General features: G+C 66.0%; 21 protein-coding genes. 16 read left to right on the top strand and 5 right to left on the bottom strand.

What is annotated here, in order from left to right; all coding sequences use genetic code 11:
• Positions 1-76 precede the first annotated feature (76 nt).
• From NX782_RS07445 to NX782_RS07410, 9 genes are all read left to right on the top strand, one after another.
• Positions 77-340, top strand: coding sequence for an exodeoxyribonuclease VII small subunit (locus NX782_RS07445; RefSeq protein WP_258844801.1), 264 nt, complete (start codon positions 77-79; stop codon positions 338-340).
• Positions 337-1245: a polyprenyl synthetase family protein gene (locus NX782_RS07440; RefSeq protein ID WP_370661771.1), complete on the top strand. Its 909-nt coding sequence runs from the start codon at positions 337-339 to the stop codon at positions 1243-1245. Before NX782_RS07445 ends, NX782_RS07440 begins: the two co-directional genes overlap by 4 nt.
• Positions 1246-3117 (top strand): 1-deoxy-D-xylulose-5-phosphate synthase, encoded by a 1872-nt coding sequence (gene dxs, locus NX782_RS07435; protein ID WP_258844800.1) that lies wholly within the window; start codon positions 1246-1248, stop codon positions 3115-3117. It begins immediately after the preceding gene.
• Between the two features lie 134 nt (positions 3118-3251).
• A complete protein-coding gene (locus NX782_RS07430; RefSeq protein ID WP_258844799.1) occupies positions 3252-3614 on the top strand; it encodes a mCpol domain-containing protein in 363 nt (120 codons plus the stop codon).
• A complete protein-coding gene (locus NX782_RS26515) occupies positions 3577-4233 on the top strand; it encodes a Cap15 family cyclic dinucleotide receptor domain-containing protein (protein WP_370661770.1) in 657 nt (218 codons plus the stop codon). The genes NX782_RS07430 and NX782_RS26515 overlap by 38 nt, the downstream gene beginning before the upstream one ends.
• A gap of 85 nt (positions 4234-4318) precedes the next feature.
• Entirely contained in the window at positions 4319-5275 is a 957-nt protein-coding gene (locus tag NX782_RS07425) for an MYG1 family protein (RefSeq protein WP_258844798.1), read from the top strand.
• 205 nt (positions 5276-5480) lie between these two features.
• Positions 5481-8096: a glycoside hydrolase family 3 C-terminal domain-containing protein gene (locus NX782_RS07420; RefSeq protein WP_258844797.1), complete on the top strand. Its 2616-nt coding sequence runs from the start codon at positions 5481-5483 to the stop codon at positions 8094-8096.
• 35 nt (positions 8097-8131) lie between these two features.
• On the top strand, positions 8132-9085 hold the full coding sequence (locus NX782_RS07415; protein ID WP_258844796.1) for an alpha/beta hydrolase: 954 nt from the start codon (positions 8132-8134) through the stop codon (positions 9083-9085).
• The gene (locus NX782_RS07410) at positions 9082-10128 is read left to right on the top strand and encodes a glycoside hydrolase family 5 protein (RefSeq protein ID WP_258844795.1); all 1047 of its coding nucleotides are present in this window, start codon (positions 9082-9084) and stop codon (positions 10126-10128) included. Before NX782_RS07415 ends, NX782_RS07410 begins: the two co-directional genes overlap by 4 nt.
• Here NX782_RS07410 and NX782_RS07405 read toward each other — a convergent pair whose 3' ends face one another.
• The 3 genes from NX782_RS07405 to NX782_RS07395 are packed head-to-tail and all read right to left on the bottom strand — an operon-like array spanning position 10129 to position 12614.
• Positions 10129-10836 carry a 2OG-Fe(II) oxygenase gene (locus NX782_RS07405; RefSeq protein ID WP_258844794.1) on the bottom strand — a complete coding sequence of 236 codons (708 nt, stop codon included), beginning with the start codon at positions 10834-10836 and terminating at the stop codon, positions 10129-10131.
• 45 nt (positions 10837-10881) lie between these two features.
• Positions 10882-12051, bottom strand: a complete 1170-nt coding sequence (locus tag NX782_RS07400; protein ID WP_258844793.1) for a rhomboid family intramembrane serine protease — start codon at positions 12049-12051, stop codon at positions 10882-10884.
• An 8-nt stretch (positions 12052-12059) separates the two neighbouring features.
• Positions 12060-12614, bottom strand: a complete 555-nt coding sequence (locus tag NX782_RS07395) for a cob(I)yrinic acid a,c-diamide adenosyltransferase (protein WP_258844792.1) — start codon at positions 12612-12614, stop codon at positions 12060-12062.
• Between the two features lie 74 nt (positions 12615-12688).
• Here NX782_RS07395 and NX782_RS07390 point away from each other — a divergent pair, with 74 nt between their 5' ends.
• Genes NX782_RS07390 through NX782_RS07370 form a run of 5 tightly spaced genes read left to right on the top strand, consistent with a single transcriptional unit; the run spans position 12689 to position 17517 of the window.
• Positions 12689-14170, top strand: coding sequence for an FAD-linked oxidase C-terminal domain-containing protein (locus NX782_RS07390; RefSeq protein ID WP_258844791.1), 1482 nt, complete (start codon positions 12689-12691; stop codon positions 14168-14170).
• Positions 14171-14184: 14 nt separating this feature from the next.
• Complete coding sequence (glcE, locus tag NX782_RS07385; RefSeq protein WP_258844790.1) at positions 14185-15252, top strand: glycolate oxidase subunit GlcE; 1068 nt, start codon at positions 14185-14187, stop codon at positions 15250-15252.
• A 15-nt stretch (positions 15253-15267) separates the two neighbouring features.
• Positions 15268-16509, top strand: a complete 1242-nt coding sequence (gene glcF / locus NX782_RS07380) for a glycolate oxidase subunit GlcF (RefSeq protein WP_258844789.1) — start codon at positions 15268-15270, stop codon at positions 16507-16509.
• Positions 16506-17162 (top strand): NMCC_0638 family (lipo)protein, encoded by a 657-nt coding sequence (locus NX782_RS07375; RefSeq protein ID WP_258844788.1) that lies wholly within the window; start codon positions 16506-16508, stop codon positions 17160-17162. The genes glcF and NX782_RS07375 overlap by 4 nt, the downstream gene beginning before the upstream one ends.
• 40 nt (positions 17163-17202) lie before the next feature.
• Positions 17203-17517 (top strand): hypothetical protein, encoded by a 315-nt coding sequence (locus NX782_RS07370; protein ID WP_258844787.1) that lies wholly within the window; start codon positions 17203-17205, stop codon positions 17515-17517.
• A 7-nt stretch (positions 17518-17524) separates the two neighbouring features.
• On the opposite strand, the gene NX782_RS07365 is transcribed toward NX782_RS07370, so the two are convergent.
• The gene (locus NX782_RS07365) at positions 17525-18445 is read right to left on the bottom strand and encodes an AraC family transcriptional regulator (protein WP_258844786.1); all 921 of its coding nucleotides are present in this window, start codon (positions 18443-18445) and stop codon (positions 17525-17527) included.
• Between the two features lie 54 nt (positions 18446-18499).
• The gene (locus NX782_RS07360) at positions 18500-19336 is read right to left on the bottom strand and encodes an SDR family NAD(P)-dependent oxidoreductase (protein ID WP_258844785.1); all 837 of its coding nucleotides are present in this window, start codon (positions 19334-19336) and stop codon (positions 18500-18502) included.
• A gap of 177 nt (positions 19337-19513) precedes the next feature.
• On the opposite strand from NX782_RS07360, the gene NX782_RS07355 reads away from it, so the two are divergent.
• Positions 19514-20200 (top strand): pentapeptide repeat-containing protein, encoded by a 687-nt coding sequence (locus NX782_RS07355; protein WP_258844784.1) that lies wholly within the window; start codon positions 19514-19516, stop codon positions 20198-20200.
• Positions 20201-20249: 49 nt separating this feature from the next.
• The gene (locus NX782_RS07350; RefSeq protein ID WP_258844783.1) at positions 20250-22313 is read left to right on the top strand and encodes a glycoside hydrolase family 97 protein; all 2064 of its coding nucleotides are present in this window, start codon (positions 20250-20252) and stop codon (positions 22311-22313) included.
• The last annotated feature ends 30 nt before the right edge of the window (positions 22314-22343 follow it).

Here is a 22343-nt window from a genome sequence, read left to right as displayed (position 1 = left end):
GATGCCGACAGCACTCACGGCGTCATGCAGGGGTAGGATTGTTTACAATACGACCTCTGAACCGATCAAAGTCATTATGCCAAATAAAACAAGCGCGGAGAGCGCCGTAGCACCGGCCGCCCCCGAGTCCTTCGAGCAGGCGATGGCCGAGCTGGCCCAGCTCGTCACCCAGATGGAAGGCGGGCAATTGCCACTGGAAGCATCGGTTGCCGCCTATGCGCGCGGCTCCGAACTGGTGCGCTATTGCGCGGCCCAGCTCGAGAAGGTCGAATCGCAGGTCAAGGTGCTTGAAGGCGAGATGCTCAAGCCCTTCAGCACCGACGGCGAGGACGCCGAATGAGCGCGAGCATGAGCGCGCAGCCGGATTTCCGGACCTGGATGGAGGGCGTGCAGGCGCGCACCGAGGATGCCCTCGGCCGCTTCCTGCCGGACGCCGCCAGCGTGCCGGCCAAGCTGCACGAAGCGATGCGCTACACCACGCTGGGCGGCGGCAAGCGCGTGCGCCCGCTGCTGGCCTATGCCGCCGGCGAGCTGTTCGGCGCTCTTGATGACGCCGTGGCGCGCGCCGCCTGCGCGGTCGAGATGATCCACGTCTATTCGCTGGTGCACGATGACATGCCCTGCATGGACGATGACGCCCTGCGCCGCGGCAAGCCGACCGTGCACGTGGCCTACGACGAAGCGACCGCGCTGCTGGTCGGCGATGCGCTGCAGGCCCAGGCCTTCGAGGTCCTGGCCGGCAGCGAAGAGGTCGCTCCGGCCCGTCTGGTGCAGATGCTGCGCCTGCTCGCCGAAGCGGCCGGGACCAAGGGCATGTGCGGCGGCCAGGCGATCGACCTCGACAGCGTCGGCATCAGCCTGAGCCTGGAAGAACTCGAACGCATGCACCAGCTGAAGACCGGCGCCATGCTGCGCGTGTCGGTGCTGCTGGGCGCGCTGGCAGGCCGTGAGCTCTCGGCGCCGGAACTGCAAGCATTGAAAGACTATGCGCGCGCGATCGGCCTGGCTTTCCAGGTGGTCGACGACGTGCTGGACGCAACCGCGGATTCCGCGACCCTCGGCAAGACCGCGGGCAAGGACGCCGCGGCAAACAAACCGACATACGTATCGATCCTGGGGCTGGCGCCGTCGAAGGCACTGGCCGAACAACTGCGGCAGCAGGCGCATCAGGCGCTGGCGCCGTTCGGAGAACAAGCACTGCGGCTGCGCGAACTCGCGGACCTGATCGTGCAGCGGAAGGCCTAAATGAAACTGCTAGAGACCATCAACAACCCGGCGGACCTGCGCAAGCTGCCGCGCAACCAGCTGACCCCGCTGGCCACCGAACTGCGCCAGTTCCTGCTCGATTCGGTGTCCAAGACCGGCGGCCACCTGTCGTCCAATCTCGGCACCGTCGAGCTGACGATCGCGCTGCACTACGTGTTCAACACGCCGGAAGACCGCATCGTCTGGGACGTGGGCCACCAGACCTATTCGCACAAGATCCTGACCGGCCGCCGCGACCGCATGCCGACGCTGCGCCAGCACAACGGCCTGTCCGGCTTCCCGAAGCGCGACGAAAGCGAATACGACACCTTCGGCACCGCCCACTCGTCGACCTCGATCTCGGCGGCGCTGGGCATGGCGCAGGCAGCCAAGATCAAGGGCGAGAAGCGCAAGGCGATCGCCGTGATCGGCGACGGCTCGATGACGGCCGGCATGGCCTTCGAAGCCCTGAACAATGCCGGCGTCGAAGAAGACTGCGACCTGCTGGTGGTCTTGAACGACAACGACATGTCGATCTCGCCGCCGGTGGGCGCGCTGAACCGCTACCTGGCGCGCCTGATGTCGGGCCAGTTCTACGCCGCCGCCAAGAACGTCGGCAAGAGCGTGCTGCCGGCGCCGATGCTGGAACTGGCGAAAAAGCTGGAAGAGCACGCGAAGGGCATGGTGGTCCCGGCCACGATGTTCGAGGAATTCGGCTTCAACTACATCGGCCCGATCGATGGCCACGACCTCGAGTCGCTGATCCCGACGCTGGAAAACATCCGCAGGCTGAAGGGTCCGCAGTTCCTGCACGTGGTCACTAAAAAAGGGCAGGGCTACAAGCTGGCCGAGGCCGAGCCTATCCTGTACCACGGCACCGGCAAGTTCAACCCGAGCGAGGGCATCAAGCCCGCCACCGCGCCGTCCAAGATCACCTACACCGAGGTGTTCGGCAACTGGCTGTGCGACATGGCGGCCCAGGACAAACGCCTGGTCGGCATCACGCCGGCGATGCGCGAAGGTTCGGGCATGGTGCGCTTCCACCAGCAGTACCCGGACCGCTACTTCGACGTCGGCATCGCCGAGCAGCACTCGGTCACCTTCGCCGCCGGCATGGCGACCGAGGGCGTCAAGCCGGTGCTGGCGATCTACTCGACCTTCCTGCAGCGCGGCTACGACCAGCTGATCCACGACGTGGCGCTGCAGAACCTGGACGTGACCTTCGCCCTGGACCGCGCCGGCCTGGTCGGCGCCGACGGTGCGACCCACGCAGGCAACTACGACCTGGCCTACCTGCGCTGCATCCCGAACATGGTCGTGATGGCGCCGTCCGACGAGAACGAGTGCCGGCAGATGCTGACCACGGCCTACCACTACCCGGGCCCGGCGGCGGTGCGTTATCCGCGCGGCGCCGGCGTCGGCGCGGCCCTGCAGCAGGAACTGACGTCGATCGACATCGGCAAGGGCCTGGTGAAGCGCCAGGGCAAGGGCGTCGCCATCCTGGCCTTCGGCTCGATGGTGGCACCGAGCCTGAAGGCGGCCGAGGAGCTGAACGCCAGCGTGGCCGACATGCGCTTCGTGAAGCCGCTCGACGTCGAGCTGGTCAAGCGCCTGGCCAGGGACCACGACTACCTGGTGACGGTGGAAGAGGGCTGCACCATGGGCGGCGCCGGTTCTGCCGTGGCGGAAGCCCTGGCTGCCGAGGGTATCGTCAAGCCGCTGCTGATCCTGGGCCTGCCGGACAAATTCATCGACCAGGGCGACCCGGGCGTGCTGCTGGCCTCCGTCGGCCTGGACGCGCACGGCATCGGCAAATCGATCCGCGAGCGCTTCGGCATCGGCGAGCCGCGCCTGGTGGTCAATAACAATTAATAATTACTGAATGATATTCATCAAAACGCCATCCGAGCAATGCTTGGATGGCGTTTTAATTTGTCTTCTTAATTCTGGTTTTATTCGGCGAACGTCCGAGACGTCTGCGAGTCGCCGATCGTCAAAGGTCAAAGATGAAATTTATTACTATTGATGGCGATGATGTTGGTCAGAAAATAACATCATCATATTTAAGAAATGACTTGGCTTCTCTGTTGAAAATAAACGAAATAGTTAATGAGAAGACCAATTTGATTGCCAGGTTTTTGGAGTCGCAAGGGTTTGTCGTTATTTTTTGTGCGGCAGATGGTGTCGCGGGTTATACGGAAAAGAACGAGTTAGATCAGAGTTTTTTGTACGAAAAAATTTGTGATATTGGTGGTAAAGAAATAACATTTTCTGTTGGGCTTGGGAATGATTTACGTGAGGCATACATAGCTCTCCTGTCTGCAAAAAGCGATGGGAAAAATAGGTTGCATAACTTTCAAGATATATAGAAGTATGTATAGAATAATAGATTTTCTATCTTTGATTCGTTACGCATCAATCTGGACTACGATCCTTAGCATATGTGCTTACGAATTAGCTCATCGATTTTGGGATAATGACTTACCTCTTCTTAAAATATTGAGTATTGCGCCATGGGTGAGCTTTTTTATAACTAAGATTTTTACCACCGGATTAGTTTCTCGTCGAATTTGGAAGATATGCAGATGGTTTAATAAATCCTTATTTCCAGATTTGAATGGAACTTGGGAAGGGGAGATTACGACCTCAGAGGGGCACCAAATTTCGGCAAAAGCTGTGGTAAGGCAAACCCTTTTGCAAACCCAAATCGATATGCATACGGCAACTTCAAAGTCTCTTTCCTTAGAGACGACGCCTGCAGTGGAAAGTGGGCAGTCAAAAATTTATTATGTGTATAGGTCAATTCCAAGAAACCTTAATTGGCAACCATATGTGGGAACTACTATTTTTGACATCCGAGTAGTGAGTGAAGGTGATGCCAAAGCCCTTGAGCTCTCAGGCGTATATTTCACGGATCGGGGAACTCATGGTAGGGTGCGTCTGCGTCAAGTAACGAGTGATATTTACGCAGACGTTTCTTTCTACTAAGTTTGATTTACAGATAACTCAATTTGCAGTGATCGAGATTCGAAGAAACGGTATCATCTCGAAATAACTACTAATCTGGAATCCTATGCTCATCGTCACCCACGGCGGCAAATTCCATGCGGATGACGCATGGGCGGTCGCCGTCATCAAGGTCCTGCATCCCGAGGCCGAACTCGTGCGCACGCGCGACCAGGCCATCATCGACCGCGGCGATGTCGTGATCGACGTCGGCGGCATCTGGGACCCGGCCCTAGGGCGCTTCGACCACCACCAGAAAGGCTTCAGCGGTGCGCGCCAGAGCGGCGTGCCCTACGCCAGCGCCGGCCTGGTGTGGCGCGAATACGGCGGCCGCTGCGTGGCCGCCCTGGCCCTGCAGCACACCGGCCAGCAGCTGAGCGAGGACACCGCCCAGCAGATCGCCTGGGCCATCGATGCCGACATCGTGCAATACCTCGATCTGTCGGACGTCGGCGCGGCCAAGAACGCGCCCGGCGGCTATGGCATGTCGGCGGTGGTGTCCGGCTACAACCTGAACTGGATGGACGAGGAGCGGCTGGGCTACGGCGAAGCCGCCGACGCCTTCCGCCTGCAGCAATTCCACCGCGCGATGGACTTCCTGGCCGAGGTGATGGCGAACGCCGTCAAGTACCGCGTCGGCGCCATGCTGGCGCTGGAGCAGGTGCGCGGCGCCCAGGTGCTGGAAGGCGGACGCCTGCTGTACCTGCGGAACAGCGCGCTGCCCTGGAGTTCGGTGGTGCGCAAGGAGATGCCGAAGGTCCTGTTCGTCATCAGCCACAACCTGGGCGAGCAGCGCTACATGCTGCACACGGTGCCGGCCACCGCCGACACCTTCGAAGCGCGCGCCGACCTGCCGGCCTCCTGGGCCGGCCTGCGCGATGCCGACCTGGCTGCCGTGACCGGCGTGCCCGACGCCGGCTTCTGCCACAACGGACGCTTCATCGCCGCCGCCAAATCCTACGAGGGCATCTACGCGATGGCGCTGCAGGCGCTGCGCGAAGTCGAGCCGGCACAGGCAGGCTGACCCGCCGCGCAGGCCCGCGCACCGAGAGCGCCACCCCGGCAAGGCCAGGGTGGCGTTTTTTTCATGCGCATATGTGAGCGTATGACATTCATGTTATGGGAATGAATAAATTTGTATTTTCCGCATGCCTGTAGAGGTATGATGGCGTCTGTGGTGGATTTGTTAGCGCAATCATCAACGATGTCGATTCCTTCAAGGCAGTGACATGAAAAACAAGAAGACCTGGCGCCATGCGCTCATCCTGGCCCTGGCGATTCCCGCCGCTGCGCAGGCCCTCGATGCGCGCGCCGACGCGGAAGCGCGCGCCCGCGCACTGGTCGCGCAGATGCGCTTCGACGAGAAGATCGGCCAGCTGCTCAACGTGGCGCCGGCCGTGCCGCGCCTGGGCATCCCCGCATACAACTGGTGGACCGAGTCGCTGCATGGGGCGATGGGGCCGGTACCGACCACGAACTTCCCGGAACCCATCGGCCTGGCGGCCAGCTTCGACGCGCCGCTGGTGCAGCAGGTGGCCGCGGCGATCAGCGTCGAGGTGCGCGCGCTGCATACCTTGGGACGCCAGACCGGGCATCTGGGGCGTATCGGTACCGGCCTCGATACCTGGTCGCCGAACATCAACATCTTCCGCGATCCGCGCTGGGGCAGGGGCCAGGAAACCTACGGCGAAGACCCGCACCTGACGGCGGCGCTGGGCGTCGCGTTCATCCAGGGCATGCAGGGCCCGGACCCCGAGCTGCCGGACGTGATCGCGACCCCCAAGCACTTCGCGGTCCACAGCGGGCCGGAGTCGACCCGGCACGTGGCGAACGTGTTCGTGTCCCGGCACGACCTCGAAGATACCTACCTGCCGGCCTTCCGCGCCGCCATCGTCGATGCCGGTGCCGGATCGATCATGTGCGCGTATAACCGCATCAATGGCCAGCCGGCCTGCGGCAGCGAACTCCTGCTGAACGACCATCTGCGCGGCGCCTGGGGCTTCAAGGGTTACGTCGTGTCGGATTGCGACGCGGTGACCGACATCGCGGACCGGCACAAGTACGCGACCGACCCTGCGGCGGCGGTTGCCGTGGCCCTGAAGGCCGGCACGGACAACGAGTGCAACACCCGAACGCTGGGCGATGCGACCGACCTGGCCGAGCGCTACCGGGAAGCCTTCCAGCGCGGCCTGATCGGCATGGACGACATCGACCGCGCGCTGGTACGCCTGTTCTCCGCGCGCTACCGCAGCGGCGACCTCGCCGGCCTGGCGCAGCGCCAGGGCAGGGCGGCGGTGCCAGTCGATGCGATCGGCAGTGCCGCGCACCAGGAACTGGCGCTGCGGGCGGCGGCGAAAAGCCTGGTGCTGCTGAAGAACGATGGCGTGCTGCCGCTCAAGCCCGGCCTCAAGCTCGCCGTGATCGGCCCGCTGGCCGACGCCACCCGCGTCCTGCGCGGTAACTACTCGTCGACGCAATCGGCGCCGCCGGTGTCGGTGCTCGAGGGCCTGCGCCGGGTCCTGCCGCAGGCCAGCATCGGCCTGGTGCCTGCCGGCGCCTCGGTCACCGATGGCGACCCGGTGCCGGGCACGGCCCTGCGCACGCCCGACGGCAAGCCCGGCCTGCGCGCGGAATACTTCAACCGCAAGGACGCCGGCTACGACGCCAGGCCGGTCGCGACCCGCGTCGAACCCGGCCTGGTGTCGCATGCGCTGGCAATGAAGGCGGTCGCCGACCAGCACAAGGTGGTCTGGACCGGCTACCTGCTGGCGCCGGAGACCGGTACCTACCGCCTCGGCGTCTCCGGCGTGCAGGGCGAATTGACGGTGGCCGGCAAGCCGGTCGTGCGCGCCAGCGCGTATTCGAAATGGGCGGAGCCGCTGGAACTCGCCGAGGTCCGGCTGGAGAAGGGCCAGCGCTATCCCTTGCGCTTCCAGGCCGAGACCAGCGGCACCGGCGTGCCCGGCCTGTTCTGGAAACGGATCTCGACCGACGTCGACGCCGATCTGAAAGCCGGCACCGCGGAGGCGGACGTGATCGTCGCGGTGGTCGGCCTGACCTCGGACCTGGAAGGGGAAGAGATGGCGGTGAAGGCCGAGGGCTTTTCCGGTGGCGACAAGACCTCGCTGGAACTGCCGGCCGACCAGCGCCGCCTGCTCGACCGCGCCAGGGCGCTGGGCAAGCCGCTGGTCGTCGTGCTGATGAACGGCAGCGCGATCGACCTGACCTGGGCCAAAGACAACGCGTCCGCGATCCTGGAAGCCTGGTATCCGGGACAGTCCGGCGGGCTGGCGGTCGCTCATGTGCTGACCGGGAAGCAGGACGCCGGCGGGCGCCTGCCCTTGACCTTCTACCGCGGCCTGGCCGACCTGCCGCCCTTCGACGACTATACGATGCAGGGCCGCACCTACCGCTATTACGCCGGCACGCCGGTGTATCCGTTCGGCGCGGGCCTGAGTTACACAAGCTTCCGCTACGAAGCTTTGCGGATCGAAGCGGTCGGCAGCGCGTTTGAGAACGGCGTGCTCGTCACCACGGACATCACCAACACCGGCACGCGCGACGGCGACGAGGTCGCCCAGCTCTACCTCGCGCCGCCGCCCTTCGAAGGCGCGCCGCGGCTGGCGCTGCGCGGCTTCCAGCGGCTCTCGCTGAAGGCCGGCGAACGCCGCCAGGTGAGCTTCCGCCTGTCGCCGCGCGACCTGAGCTTCGTCACGCGCGACGGCGTCCGGCAGTTGATGCCGGGGCAGTACCGCCTGAGCGTCGGATCGGGCCAGCCGGGGACCGGCGTGGCGGTGCAGGATGCGGCACTGGTGCTGAGCCGGGCCGCGGTATTGGAACAATAAATCGACAAGGAGACCGAATGATGAGGACATCGAGCATGAGGATTCGCAGGCCGCTGGGCCGCCTGCTGGCCAGCGGCTTTGCCGCGGGAGCCGTGGTCCTGGGCTGTGCCCTGGCCACGCCGGCGCTGGCGCAGGATGACAGGATGACGCCGATCGCGATACCGGCGCAGCCGGACGCGATCGTGCTGGGCACCGGCGCGCTGCCGGGCGCCACCGTGCAGGAATCCTGGCACAGCCAGTATGGCAGCGTGTTCGCGCGCAACGTAACGGTGGCCACGCTGACGCCCTTCCTGCCGGATCCGGCCAGGGCGACCGGCGCCGCGGTGATCGTCGCGCCCGGCGGCGGCTTTCGCACGCTGTCGATGAACAACGAGGGCTGGGATGTCGCCAAGGCGCTGGCCGACAAGGGCGTCGCCGCCTTCGTGCTGAAGTACCGTCTCACCCAGACGCCGCGCGAAATGGATGCGTTCGCGCGCTCGATGGCCCAGATGTTTTCGGATGGCGCCCGCGCGGCACGCGCCGCGCAGCAGGACCCCGCGGTCGCTTACGCGCCCCAGATCGCCGATGCGCGCGCCGCCTTCGCGCTGGTGCGCTCGCGCGCGAAGGCATGGCGGGTCGACCCCGGCCGCGTCGGCATGATCGGCTTCTCGGCAGGCGCGATGCTGACCATGGCGACCGCGCTGCAGGGACAGGATGCGAAGCCGGCCTTCACCGCCAACATCTACGGCCCGCTTGCCCCGGTCACGGTGCCGGCGGATGCGCCTCCCTTGTTCGTCGCCCTGGCCGCGGACGACCCGCTGTTCGGCAATGGCGGATTCGGCCTCATCGACAGCTGGCGCAACGCCAAGCGGCCGGTGGAATTCCACCTCTACGAGCAGGGCGGCCACGGCTTCGGCATGTACCAGAAGACCACCACCAGCACCGGCTGGTTCGACGACTTCGCACGCTGGCTGGCCATGCACGGCTACCTGAAAGGCGACGCCCGATGAAGATCCTGCACACCGCCATGGCCGGCATCGCCATGTTTGCGTCGGCCCTGGCGATGGCCGACGATCCGCCGCCGAATCCGCCGCCGGCCAGTTCGCAATTCGTCGCGCTGTCGGCGCACGACCAGGTGCGCCAGCTGGGGCGCGGCGTGAACATCCTCGGCTACGATGCGTTCTGGCGTGCGGACAGCAAGGGTAACTATAGGGAAGCGCACTTCGCGAAGCTCAAGGCGGCCGGCTTTTCCACCGTGCGCGTGGTGCTGTTCTCGTTCGCGTATCTCGACCGCCAGAACCGGCTCGATCCGAAGTGGCTGAATCGCCTGGACTGGGTGGTGGCGACGGCCAAAAAACACGGCCTGAACGTGATCGTCGACGAACATGATTTCGACGAATGCTCGAAGGACGTGGCGGCCTGCCGTCCCAAGCTCAAGGCCGTCTGGACCCAGCTGGCGGAGCGCTACCGCAACGAGCCGAACTCGGTCGTCTTCGAGCTGCTGAACGAGCCGCACGGCCAGTTCGACGCGGCGACCTGGAATGCCACCTTCGCGGAATTGCTGGCCATCGTGCGCCAGACCAATCCGGCGCGTAACGTCATCGTCGGCGGGGTCCGCTGGAACAGCCGCGAGACGCTCAAGGACCTGCAGCTGCCCGCCGCCGACAGGCACATCATCGCGACCTTCCATTACTACGATCCCTTCCCCTTCACCCACCAGGGCGCGTCCTGGGCCGATGAGCCGATCCGCTCGTCGCAAGGCGTCCGCTTCGGCAAAGCCGCCGAGATCGCGCAGATCGAGAAGGACTTCGCCGAGGTCAAGGCATGGAGCGAGGCGAGCGGACGGCCGGTGTTGCTCGGCGAATTCGGCGCCTACGACAAGGCGGCGATGGAAGACCGCACGCTGTGGACATCGACCGTCGCGCGCAGCGCCGAGAAGAACGGTTTCGCCTGGGCCTATTGGCAGTTCTCGAGCGACTTCCTGCTGTACGACTTCAAGACCGACGATTTCGTGCGGCCGATCCTGAAGTCGCTGGTGCCCGAGACCAGGTGATCAGCCCGGGCGCTGCCCGAACAGTTCTTCGGCGCGCCGGTACAGGATCCACGAGGTTGCCACGAGCTTGTCGCCGCTGTGCGGCACGTGGCCCTTGTGGGTGTGCGTGAAGCCGGCCGGCGCGATGATCAGGCGGCCTTCGCGCGCTTCGACCTTGCGGTTCTGGTACAGGAACTCGGTCTCGCCGCCATCGGCCACGTCGTTCAGATAGAACTGGAACAGCAGCACCCGGTGCAGGGTCTCGCAGCTGGCGTTCTGCGGGTAGATCTCGGAATGCCAGTGGTGGTAGCCGCCGCTGCCTTGCCGGTATTTTTGCAGGTTGATCGGGCCGCAGCGGTACATCGCCTGCACCAGCGCGTCGATGTGGGGGCGGCCGCATTCGTCGAAATTGGCCAGCGACAGCGCGACCGGTTGGCCGGTGTCGGGATGCGCGACCATCGGCGCCAGCGCGCCCAGCACCAGTGCGCGGTAGCGGTCGACGTACTGCGCCAGGTGGCGCCGCACGCTGGTCGCCAGCAGGCCGGCCACGTCCTGCCAGTCCTGGTGCTGGGTGATGGTGAGGTCCCAGCTGTCCTTTTTTTCCACGTCGACGCCGTTGCCGGTACGTCCGCGCACGACCTTGTCGCTGGCGTCGAAACGCTGGCGGATGTGGGCGCACTGCGCGCCGCTCAGTGCGTTGTCGTAGATGCCGATGAAGTCGTCCATCATGATCGCCGTGGCCTAAAGAACCCGAGCATACGCGAAAGCCGCTGGTCAGGCCGCACGCTGCTCCGGCACGTGCAGCGAACGCGCCAGCAGGTGGCCGGCCAGCCAGCCGCCGATCAGGCCGCCGATGTGGGCCGCATTGTCGGTGTGCGGATACAGGAAACCGGCGCCGATATTAAACAGCAGGAAGGGCGCGACCGAGCTGCGCAGGTCGCGCACCACCGTCGGCGGCACGCCGCTGTGTTCGCGGCCGATGAAGGCGAACAGGCCGCCGATGATGCCGAAGATCGCGCCCGAGGCGCCGACGCTGTTGACCGGATGGTGCGTCAGCAGGCCCCACAGCAGGCTGCCCAGGCTGCCGCCGAGCGCGGCCAGCAGGTACAAGCCGGTAAAGCGCAGGCTGCCGAAGATACGCTCGACCAGCTGGCCCGCCTGCCACAGCGCGAACATGTTCATCGCCAGGTGCAGCAGGTTCCCGTGCAGGAAGGCGGAGGTCAGCAGGCGCCACCATTCGCCGGCCAGCAGGGTCATGCGCGGCACGTTCGAGCCCCATCGCACCAGCTGCGCCTGCAGCAGGGAAGGGAAGGCGTCGGCGCCCCAACCGGTAAAGGAGGCCAGCGGCAGCTGCCATGTCGGCGCCGCCAGCACGTTCAGCAAGCCCTGCTTCCACAACTGCACATGCCCCTGCAGCGCGGCGACCGAGTTCCAGCCGGGCAGCGGCTTGAACCATCCCGCACTGAAGCCCTGGCGCTCCAGCCACATCAGCACGAAGATCGCGACGTTCGCCACCAGCAGCGTGTGAATCACCGGCGTCGACGGGCTCCAGTAATCGATGCGGTCGTTGAAGACCTCGCGTTCGGCATGGGGTGCGGGGTCGAAATCGGGCGTGCAGCGGCTCGGCAGCAGCGCGGCGATCTGCGCCGCGGCCTCGCGGCCGGCGGTGGAAAAGCCGACCTCCTGCTTGCCGTCGACGCCGGCCAGGTCGAAGATCACGTCCTCGCCCGAGGTGCGCACGTTGACGATGTCGGCCATGCGCAGGCGCTGCTGCTCGCGCTTCGGAAAGCGGAAGCTGCGGTGGCTGCTGCCGCGCAGGATCAGGAAGTCGGGCTCGATCGTCAGCCGGCCTTCGCCCTGGAAGTGGAAAGGATTGTAGGGCCAGTTCGCACCGCCCCGGTAGAACCGGATGGCGACGTCCCGCAAGCCTTCCTGCAACGCCACGCCCATCCTCAGCCGCGCTTGCGTTCGTGGTTCCACAGCACGTCGCTGCCGCCGGCGTGGCGGTTCAGCACGCGCGCCAGCACGAACATCAGGTCCGACAAGCGGTTCACGTATTGACGGGGCTGGGCGTTGATCGTGTCTTCCTTCGACAGCGCGACGATGCTGCGCTCGGCACGGCGGCACACGGTGCGGCACACGTGCGACAGCGAGGCCGCGCGCGAGCCGGCCGGCAGGATGAATTCCTTCAGCACCGGCAGGGTGGCATTGTATTTTTCGAGCAGGCCGTCGAGGCGCGCGACGTGCTCGTCCTTGATCATCTGGTAGCCGGGAATGCACAGCTCGCCGCCGAGGTCGAACAGATCGTGCTGGATCGAGACCAGTTCTTCGCGCAGGTCGTCCGGCATGTCCTCGCACAATAGCAGGCCGACAAAGGAGTTCAGCTCGTCGACGTCGCCCAGGGCCGCAATCCGTGCGCTGTCTTTACCGGTGCGGCTGCCATCGCCGAGTCCGGTGCTGCCGTCGTCGCCGGTGCGGGTTGCGATTTTCGAGAGTCGATTGCCCATGCTTATGCCCTGCCTATAAAAAAAGATAGCCGGAGCATACGCCAAAAAAGTGCAATAGTGCTTACAATCGAATTATGATTCCCGCGATCCCCGTCGACCCCGAGCGCCGCCGCCAGGTGGCCTCAGCCTTGCGCGCCGTCCTCCCCGATCGTTGCGTCTTGCACGATCCCGAAGACACCCGCCCCTATGAATGCGATGGCCTGGCCGCTTACCGCCAGATGCCGATGATCGTCACGCTGCCCGACAACGAGGAGCAGGTGCTGGCGATCCTGAAGGTGTGCCGCGACCTGAAGGTGCCGATCGTGCCGCGCGGTGCCGGTACCGGCCTGTCGGGTGGGGCCCAGCCGCTGGCGGACGGCGTGGTGATATCGACCGCGCGCCTGAACCGCATCCTGCGCGTCGAGCCCTACGCCCGCACCGCCGTGGTCCAGCCCGGCGTGCGCAACCTGGCGGTCACGGAAGCGGCAGCGCCGTTCGGCTTGTACTACGCGCCGGACCCATCCTCGCAGATCGCCTGCACCATCGGCGGCAACGTCGCCGAGAACTCGGGCGGCGTGCACTGTCTCAAATACGGCCTCACGGTGCACAACGTGCTGCGCGTGCGGGTCTGCACGATCGAGGGCGACGTCATCGAACTCGGCGGCGAGTCGCTGGACGCGCCGGGCCTGGACCTGCTGGCCGTCTTCATCGGCTCGGAAGGCATGCTCGGCATCGTTACCGAAGTCACCGTCAGGCTGGTGCCGAAACCGGCGCTGGCGCAGGTGATCATGGCTTCCTTCGATGACGTGGTCACCGGCGGCAATGCGGTGGCCAGCGTGATCGCCGCCGGCATCATCCCCGCCGGCCTGGAGATGATGGACCGCACTTCCTCGCGCATGGTCGAGCCTTTCGTGAAGGCCGGCTACGACCTCGATGCGGCCGCGATCCTGCTGTGCGAAGCGGACGGCACCGCGTTGGAGGTGGCCGAAGAAATTGAACGCATGACGGAAGTGCTGCAGCAGGCCGGCGCCAGCGCCATCGCGGTCTCGCAGAACGAGGCCGAGCGCCTGCGCTTCTGGTCCGGCCGCAAGAACGCCTTCCCGGCCTGCGGTCGCATTTCGCCCGACTATTACTGCATGGACGGCACCATTCCGCGCAAGCACCTGGCCCGCGTGCTGCAACGGATCGAGGAGATGGAGACGACCTACGGCCTGCGCTGCGCGAACGTGTTCCACGCCGGCGACGGCAACATGCACCCGCTGATCATGTTCGACGCCAACAAGCCGGGCGAACTGGAGCGCGCCGAAGAATTCGGCGCCGCCATCCTGGCCCTGTGCGTGGAAGTCGGCGGCACCATCACCGGCGAGCATGGCGTCGGCGTCGAGAAGATCGATTCGATGTGCGTGCAATTCGGTTCGAAGGAACTCGAAGCCTTCTTCACGGTCAAACGCGCCTTCGACCCCGGCATGCTGCTGAACCCGAACAAGGCGGTGCCGACCCTGCAGCGCTGCGCCGAGATGGGCCGGATGCGGGTGAGCGGCGGTGCGCTGCCCTTCGCGGACCTGCCGCGTTTTTGAAAGATCGAACCAACATGCAGCAGATTCTTGAACGATTGCAGGACCAGGTGCGCGGCGCCGCAGCGGACCAGCGTCCATTACGCATCCGCGGCGGCGGCACCAAGGACTGGTATGGCCAGCGCCTCGACGGCGAGATCCTCGACACCCGCGCCTACAGCGGCATCGTCGACTACGAGCCGACCGAACTGGTGATCACCGCGCGCTGCGGCACGCCCCTTAGCGAGATCGAAGCGGTGCTGGCCGAGCGCAAACAGATGCTGGCTTTCGAGCCGCCGCATTTTGGTGAGAGCGCGACCATCGGCGGCACCATCGCCGCCGGCCTGTCCGGCCCGCGCCGCGCCAACAGCGGTGCGCTGCGCGACTTCGTGCTCGGCGCCAAGCTGCTGGACGGGAAGGGCGAGGTCCTGAGCTTTGGCGGCCAGGTGATGAAGAACGTGGCCGGCTACGACGTCTCGCGTCTGCTGGCAGGCTCGCTCGGCACACTGGGCATGCTGCTCGAAGTGTCGGTCAAGGTGCTGCCGCTGGCCTACCGCGAAGCCACGCTGCGCTTCGACATGAACGAGGTCGACGCCATCCGCAGGCTGAACGAATGGGGCGGCCAGCCGCTGCCGCTCTCGGGCAGTTGCTGGATTGAGGGCGTGCTGGCGCTGCGCCTGTCGGGTGCGCAGGCGGCGGTCGATGCCGCGGTGCGCGCACTGGGCACGGCGCATGGCGGCAGCTTGACACCGGACTGCGCCGGCTTCTGGGCGGACCTGCGCGAGCAGCGCCATGCCTTCTTCAACGGCGATGCGCCTTTGTGGCGGCTGTCGGTGCCCTCGACCGCCGGTGCCCTCGACCTGGGCCCGCAGCTGATCGAATGGGGCGGGGCGCAGCGCTGGCTGCGCGCGGACGGCGATGCCGCCACGGCCCAGCGCATCCGCGCCGCGGTGGCCGGCTGCGGCGGTCACGCGACCCTGTTCCGCGGCGGCGATAAAAGCATCGGCGTCTTCCAGCCGCTGGCGCCGGCGCTCATGAAAATCCACGAACGCCTGAAAGCCGGATTCGATCCGTCGAACATCTTCAACCCCGGCCGGATGTACTGAGCAAAGTAAACCGAAATGCAAACCAACCTCGCCGATTTCATCAGGGGCACGCCCGAAGGCCAAGAAGCCGATGCCATCCTGCGCGCCTGCGTCCACTGCGGCTTCTGCACCGCCACCTGTCCGACCTACCAGGTACTCGGCGACGAGCTCGATGGCCCGCGCGGCCGCATCTACCTGATCAAGCAGGTGCTGGAAGGCGTCGAGCCGACCCGCAAGACCCAGCTGCACCTGGACCGCTGCCTCACCTGCCGCAACTGCGAAACCACCTGTCCGTCCGGCGTGAAGTACGGGCGCCTGGTCGACATCGGCCGCAAGGTGGTCGAGGCGCGCGTGCCGCGTCCCTTCAAGGACCGCGTCAAGCGGACCACGCTGAAGGAATTCCTGCCGCGCGGCGGCCTGTTCAAGCCGGCCTTCAAGGCGGGGCAGCTGGCGCGTCCGCTGCTGCCCTACGAACTGCGCGACAAGCTGCAACCGGCGCGCCAGGCCGGTCCCTGGCCGCGCCGCGAGCATGCGCGCAAGATGCTGGCGCTGGCCGGTTGCGTGCAGCCGGCGATGGCGCCCGACATCAACGCCGCCACCGCGCGGGTGCTGGATGCCATGGGCGTGCAGCTGCTCGAAGCGCCGAAGGCCGGCTGCTGCGGCGCGGTGCGCTTCCACATGAACGACCAGGAAGGCGGCCGCGACGACATGCGCCGCAACATCGACGCCTGGTGGCCGTATATCGAAAGCGGGCAGGTGGAGGCGCTGGTGATGACGGCCTCCGGCTGCGGCGTCACCGTCAAGGACTACGGCCACATGCTGGCGCAGGACCCGCAGTACGCGGCCAAGGCCGAGCGGATCAGCGCGCTGACCAAGGACCTGTCGGAAGTCATGCAAGCCTTCGAAGGCGAGATCGGCGCACGCATGGCCGGCCGTATCAAGGAGCGCATCGCGTTTCACCCGCCATGCACGCTGCAGCATGGCCAGCAGATCCGCGGCAAGGTCGAGGGCGTGCTGCGCGCGGCCGGCATCGACGTGGTGCTGCCCGCGGAAAGCCATTTGTGCTGCGGCTCGGCCGGCACCTATTCGGTGCTGCATCCGGAGATCGCGCACGAACTGCGCGACCGGAAACTGGGCAATCTCGAAGCGACCGGCGCGAAGGAAATCGTGTCCGCCAACATCGGCTGCATCAGCCACCTGCAGTCGGGAACGAAGACGCCTGTCACGCACTGGATCGAACTGATCGACCGCGCCCTGGCCGGGACGGCGGCCGGATGAGGCGCGGCGTCATCGCATTGCTGGCCGCGTTCGGTTTGTCCACCGCCGGCCTGGCCGGCGCCGCGGACAAGCCGGCCCCAAAACAGGTGCAGAAGAAGGCCGCCACCGACGAGCGTGTCGAAGGCTTCCTGAACCTGTACGTCGAAATCTGCGTGCGCCACTTCGGCGACCTGGCCGACTTCCGCGCGCGCCTGCTGCGCGACAAGGTGCCCAAGCTGAAGCCGGAGCATGCGAAGCTGTTCCTGTCCGGGATGGAGGGCGATGCCTGGCCGGTGCCGTACAAGGGCAAGATGGGGAACTTCGTGCTGGCCCTGCCGGAAGGGAAAAACCTGTGCCTGCTGCACGCGCACCGGACCAACGCCGCCGCGGTCGAGAAGGGCTTCCTCGACATCACGTCCGAAGCGCCCAAGCCGATGGTGGCCAGGCGCGGACCGGTGCGCGAGGAACTCAGCCTGGACAAGATCAGGATGCGCACCGTGTCGTCGACCTGGGCGCCGCCCGGTGCGCGCCGCAAGATGGAGTTCATGCTGACCACCACGGCCTCGCCGAAGGCCGAGCTGCAGGCGCTGGGATCGGTGGCGATGATTGCCGACGATGCCCCGCCCGCGCCGTCCAAAGCCGCGCCGCGTCCGACGCCAAAACGCACGCCGTGATAGCATCGCCCCCCATGTTTTTCGAATGGCGGAGGTGCCCATGAGTTTCGTGTTTCGCTTGATCTCGCAGGACGAGGATGCGGCGCCGTCGGTCGCGTTCCAGGACTCGATCGGCCCCGGCTATGTCTCGCTGTGGGAAGAAATCGGCGTCTACGATGCGCTCTACAACAGCGAGGGGCGCGAGGCGCGCGAGGTGTCGCGCGCCATCGCCTATGGCATCGACCAGTTGAACGAAGACGAATCGATGGGCCGCATGCTGCCGGCCACCGCGCGCCTGGCCGAAGCGATCCGCTTCCTCGAGAACGTGCACCGCGGCTGCACGGTGCACCCCTCGGCGCGGGTCGAGACGCAATAAAGAATCGCTACTGCGGCATGGCCTTGCGCGTGCCGACATCCCGGCTCGGCGCCTTGCCGAACAGGCGCGCATATTCCCGGCTGAACTGCGAAGCGCTCACGTAGCCGACCCGGTTGCCGGCGGTGCTGGCGGCCAGGCCGCCGGCCATCAGGCGGCGCGCTTCCTGCAGCCGCAACACCTTCTGGAACTGCAGTGGGCTCATCGAGGTCAGCGACTTGAAATGCTGGTGCAGGGTCGAAGGGCTCATGCTGGCCCGCTCCGCCAGGTCTTCCACGCGCATCGGCTGCGCGTAGTTGTCGCGCATCCAGGCCAGTGCGCGGGCGATTCTCTGCAGGTTCGAATCCACCCGGCCGATCTGCGCGACCCTGCCGCCGACCGGGCTGCGCAGCAGGCGCACCAGGATTTCTTCCACCGCGAGCGGCGCCAGCAGGCTGGCGTCGGTGGGGTCCGCGGCCAGCGCCAGCAAGCGCGCGGCGGCATCGACGATCGCCTCGCCGGCCTGCGCAAGATACACCGCGCGTCCTTCCCGTACCGGCGGCGCGCCATCCGGATACACCTTCATCAGCAGGGCCGCCACCTGCTGCGGGTCGAGGTCGAGCCGGAAGCACAGATAGGGGGAGGACGGGCTGGCTTGCGTGACCTGGGCCGACACCGGCAGGTCGACCGAGAAGATCAGCATGCGCGAGGCGTCGTAGTCGTAGGCCTCGCTGCCCAGCAGTACCGTCTTGGCACCCTGGGCGACGATACACAGCGACGCCTTCTGCAGATCGTGCACCAGTTCCGCGCTGGGGCGCGACGCGCGGATCGCGTACAGGCCCGGCACCGGCAGCGCAAAGCTGCCGTCGCCGGGCGTGTGGGCGGCCAGCAGGCCGGCCAGGCGCGCGATGCCCGGCGCCACCGGCGTGGAAAGGGAGGCTTGCTCGTTCATGGCAGCGAGCATACCGGGATTCCGGTCGCCTTGCCTAATCCTGGCCATCGCGCCTCAGAACACCCCGTCCGTCGAGCGGGACAAGTCGGCGAAGGTTCGCATCTCGTCCAGGCGCCCCTGCAGCGCTTCGCCGACGATGGCGAGGGCATCGCTGCCGGCCAGGAACTGCTTCGGCGGCGCTGCCATGCCCGCGAGCTGCACCAGGGCGGCGCCCAGTTTGGCCGGGTCGCCGGCCTGGCGGTGGTTGTAGCCTTCGTAGATGTCCCGGGACGGGCCGGCGTCGCCATAGCCGTCGGGCGCGCGGTCGCCGTAGCGGATCGAGCTGTTGTCCAGGAAGTCGGTGCGGAAGAATCCCGGCTCGACCACGGTGACCTTGATGCCGAAGCGGGCGACTTCCAGCGCGACCGATGCGGACAGACCCTCGACCGCGAACTTGCTGGCGCAATACACCGACGACCCTTCGAAGCCGAGCGCGCCGCCGATCGACGACAGATTGAAGACATGGCCTGCGCGCTGGCGCCGCATCACGGGCAGGGTGGCGCGCAGCACGTGCATCAGGCCGAACACATTGGTGGCGAACTGGCGCTCGATGGCGTCTGCGCTGATCTCTTCGAAATAGCCGAGCTGGCCGTAGCCCGCGTTATTCACCAGGACGTCGATGCGGCCGAAGCGTTCGACGGCCGTTTGCACGGCCTGTTCGGCCTGGGCTTCGCTGGCGACGTCCAGTTCGACCAGCGCGATGCTCTCCGGCGCGACGTCGGCATACGCTTCGCGCAGCGGCGCCAGCTTGCGGCCGGTGGCGACGACCCGGTGACCGGCCTGCAGCGCAGCGCGGGCGATGTGGGCGCCGATACCGCGGCCGGCGCCGGTGATGAACCATACCTGACTCATTTGCTTTCTCCTCGAATGCCGCCACGAGCTGCGGCGGAACGAGACAAATTTTAGGTTTGCCGCCCGGGCCGGACTTGCCTGAAACTCCGGAAGGCTGGCGTATTCCTGCGGCGCCGGATTGGAGGGCCGCTTCAAACGGGGCTGTATTTTTGGGCGCGGGCCGGTATGCTGTTGGCCATGTCAAAACCTGTCATCACCATCACCGGCGAAACCATTACCCGGGAGCGCATCGAAGAACTGCTCGCCGAACAGGCGCTGCTGGCCTTCGAAGAATGCGATTTCACGCAGGCCGACCTGTCGCGCCTGAACCTGCAGGACTGCAGCTTTGCCAACTGCGCCGTGCTCGAAGCCTCGTTCTACGCGGCCAACCTGGCGCGCACGCGCTGGCGGCGCTGCCGCGGCGGCCATGCCGACTTCGAAGCCGCCGACCTGGTCGACGCCCGCTTCGAAGCCTGCGACCTGAACAACGCAAGCTGGCGCCGCACCAAACTGGCCTCCTGCAGCTTCCGCGGCTGCAAGCTGACCGGCGCCAGTTTCGAGGAAGTGTCCCAGCTCGGCCTGTCCTTCGAGGACTGCCTGCTGGTCGGCGCCGACCTGCGCCGCATGTCGTTCAGGAAGGCCAAACTCGTCGGCCTGGACTTCGCCGATGCCGACCTGGCCGGCTGCGACTTCCGCGAAGCCGTGTTCGAAGGCGGCAGCCTGCGCGACGCCCACATCAAGGACACGCGCTTCGAACAGGCCGACCTGCGCGAGGCCGATGTAGGCGGACTCAAACTGTCGAACGCGAAGCAGTTTGCGGGGGCGACGATCTCGCCGCGCCAGGCGGCGGAGCTGGTGCGGGCGATGGGCCTGAACGTCGCCTGATATCGAACTCAGCTGTAGTAAAATTACATCTCTACATGGAGGTGTCAGCATGCGTGTTCGTCCCCGTTTCAAGCCGGATTTCCGTTTGTTTGCCGCGGCCTTGATTGCCGCGACCAGCCTGGCCGGCCAGGCCGCATGGGCGCAGGCCGTGGTGGCCAGCGCGGCATCGCCGGGGGACGTGCTCCAGGTCGAGCTGCAGATCGACGGTGCCGGCAAGCTGGGCTACGACATCAAGCGCCGCGGCAAAAAGATCATCGGCCTGTCGCGCCTCGGCTTCAACCTCGCCAACGCGCCCAAGCTGGACGGCGGTTTCAGCCTGCGCGCGCAGAAGGTCAGCGAGCATGACGACACCTGGGAGCAGCCCTGGGGCGAGCGCCGCTATGTGCGCAACCACTACCGCGAACTGCGCGTCGATCTCGAACAGAAAAATCGGAATGGTCGCGCGCTGACCGTCGTCTTCCGCATCTACGACGACGGCGTCGGCTTCCGCTACGAATTCCCGGCGCAGCCGCAGCTGCGTGACACCGCCATCCTCGACGAGCTGACCGAATTCGCGGTCGCCCAGCCGGCCACCGCCTGGTGGATTCCGGCCGGCGAGCTGCCTGGCCTGGAGGAGCTGGTCCAGAAGGCACCGCTGAAGGAAATCGGTACCGCCAATACGCCGCTGACCCTCCGCCTGGAGGATGGCACCCACGTCGCCCTGCACGAGGCGGCGCTGGTCGATTACGCCTCGATGTGGGTGCGCAAGGTCGAAGGGCAGAAGCTGCGCGCGCAACTGGCGCCATCGTCGATCGGGCCGGCGGTGGTGAAGCATGGCGCCTTCACCACGCCATGGCGCACGCTGCGCATTGCCGACGACGCGGCGGGCTTGTACATGTCCGACCTCGAACTGAACCTGAACGAGCCGAACAAGCTGGGCGATGTGAGCTGGGTGCATCCGTCGAAGTTCGTCGGCGTCTGGTGGAGCATGCACCTGCAGCACACCAGCTGGAACGCGGGACCGAAGCACGGCGCCAACACGGCCAACGTCAAGAAGTACATCGACTTCGCCGCCCAGAACGGCTTCCGCGGCGTGCTGGTCGAAGGCTGGAACCAGGGCTGGGAAAGCGACTGGGGCCACGGCGGCGCCGACTTCAGTTTCACGAAGTCGTACCCGGACTTCGACCTGCCGGTCCTGGCGGCCTACGCGAAAGAGAAGGGCGTGCGCCTGATCGGCCACCACGAGACCGGCGCCAACCTGCCGGCCTACGAAAAGCAGATGACGGCCGCCTATAAGCTGTATGCGAAGCTGGGCGTGGACAGCGTCAAGTCCGGCTACGTGCACGAAGCAGGCAGCATGCAGTTCAAGGGCGCGGACGGCAAGCTTCACTACGGCCACTACGATTCGCAGGAAGGCGTGCGCCATTTCGTGAAAGCCGTGACCGAGGCCGCGCGCTACAAGATCGCGGTCGACACCCACGAACCGGTGAAGGACACCGGCCTGCGCCGCACCTATCCGAACTGGGTCTCGCGCGAAGGCGCGCGCGGCGTCGAGTACAACGCCTGGGGCAATCCGGTGAACCCAGTCGACCACGAGGCCAAGCTGGTGTTCACGCGCATGCTGAGCGGCCCGATGGATTACACGCCGGGCGTCGTCAGCCTGGTGGGCGCGGACGGCAAGGTGTTCAACTCGACCCAGGCCAAGCAGCTCGCCAACTTCGTCGTCATCTACTCGCCGATCGCGATGGCGGCCGACTTGCCGGAGAACTACGCGAAGTACCCGGCCGCCTTCAAATTCATCCGCGACGTGCCGACCGACTGGGCCGACACCAAGGTCGTCAATGGCGCCGTGGGCGAGTACGTCAGCATCGCGCGCAAGGACCGCAAGTCCGAGGACTGGTACGTCGGCGCGGTGACGGACGGCCAGGCACGCACGCTGGCGCTGCCCCTGTCTTTCCTCGACGCGGGCAAGACCTATGTGGCCGAGATCTACCGCGATGGCGATGCGGCGGACTACCGCAACGAGCACCGTTTCGATCTCGTTACCGAAACCCGTACCGTGAGCGCGAAGGACGTGCTGCAGCTGAAGCTGGCGCCGGGCGGCGGGCAGGCGATCCGGTTCAAGGCGCAGTGAGGATTCGATAGATTGCAGGGCCGCCCTTCG

This window comes from Massilia norwichensis (genome assembly GCF_024753245.1).
Taxonomy (GTDB): domain Bacteria; phylum Pseudomonadota; class Gammaproteobacteria; order Burkholderiales; family Burkholderiaceae_D; genus Telluria; species Telluria norwichensis.
This window is presented reverse-complemented; position numbering and strand designations above follow the sequence as displayed.

Excerpts from the sequence above, each read along its gene's own strand:
- NX782_RS07445 (WP_258844801.1), top strand. The coding sequence starts at position 77 with ATGCCAAATAAAACAAGCGCGGAGAGCGCCGTAGCACCGGCCGCCCCC.
- NX782_RS07410 (WP_258844795.1), top strand. The coding sequence starts at position 9,082 with ATGAAGATCCTGCACACCGCCATGGCCGGCATCGCCATGTTTGCGTCG.
- glcF (WP_258844789.1), top strand. The coding sequence starts at position 15,268 with ATGCAAACCAACCTCGCCGATTTCATCAGGGGCACGCCCGAAGGCCAA.
- NX782_RS07365 (WP_258844786.1), bottom strand. The coding sequence starts at position 18,445 with ATGAACGAGCAAGCCTCCCTTTCCACGCCGGTGGCGCCGGGCATCGCG.
- NX782_RS07395 (WP_258844792.1), bottom strand. The coding sequence starts at position 12,614 with ATGGGCAATCGACTCTCGAAAATCGCAACCCGCACCGGCGACGACGGC.
- NX782_RS07350 (WP_258844783.1), top strand. The coding sequence starts at position 20,250 with ATGCGTGTTCGTCCCCGTTTCAAGCCGGATTTCCGTTTGTTTGCCGCG.
- glcE (WP_258844790.1), top strand. The coding sequence starts at position 14,185 with ATGCAGCAGATTCTTGAACGATTGCAGGACCAGGTGCGCGGCGCCGCA.
- NX782_RS07375 (WP_258844788.1), top strand. The coding sequence starts at position 16,506 with ATGAGGCGCGGCGTCATCGCATTGCTGGCCGCGTTCGGTTTGTCCACC.
- dxs (WP_258844800.1), top strand. The coding sequence starts at position 1,246 with ATGAAACTGCTAGAGACCATCAACAACCCGGCGGACCTGCGCAAGCTG.
- NX782_RS07425 (WP_258844798.1), top strand. The coding sequence starts at position 4,319 with ATGCTCATCGTCACCCACGGCGGCAAATTCCATGCGGATGACGCATGG.
- NX782_RS07390 (WP_258844791.1), top strand. The coding sequence starts at position 12,689 with ATGATTCCCGCGATCCCCGTCGACCCCGAGCGCCGCCGCCAGGTGGCC.
- NX782_RS07360 (WP_258844785.1), bottom strand. The coding sequence starts at position 19,336 with ATGAGTCAGGTATGGTTCATCACCGGCGCCGGCCGCGGTATCGGCGCC.
- NX782_RS07420 (WP_258844797.1), top strand. The coding sequence starts at position 5,481 with ATGAAAAACAAGAAGACCTGGCGCCATGCGCTCATCCTGGCCCTGGCG.
- NX782_RS07370 (WP_258844787.1), top strand. The coding sequence starts at position 17,203 with ATGAGTTTCGTGTTTCGCTTGATCTCGCAGGACGAGGATGCGGCGCCG.
- NX782_RS07405 (WP_258844794.1), bottom strand. The coding sequence starts at position 10,836 with ATGATGGACGACTTCATCGGCATCTACGACAACGCACTGAGCGGCGCG.
- NX782_RS26515 (WP_370661770.1), top strand. The coding sequence starts at position 3,577 with ATGGGAAAAATAGGTTGCATAACTTTCAAGATATATAGAAGTATGTAT.
- NX782_RS07430 (WP_258844799.1), top strand. The coding sequence starts at position 3,252 with ATGAAATTTATTACTATTGATGGCGATGATGTTGGTCAGAAAATAACA.
- NX782_RS07440 (WP_370661771.1), top strand. The coding sequence starts at position 337 with ATGAGCGCGAGCATGAGCGCGCAGCCGGATTTCCGGACCTGGATGGAG.
- NX782_RS07415 (WP_258844796.1), top strand. The coding sequence starts at position 8,132 with ATGAGGATTCGCAGGCCGCTGGGCCGCCTGCTGGCCAGCGGCTTTGCC.
- NX782_RS07355 (WP_258844784.1), top strand. The coding sequence starts at position 19,514 with ATGTCAAAACCTGTCATCACCATCACCGGCGAAACCATTACCCGGGAG.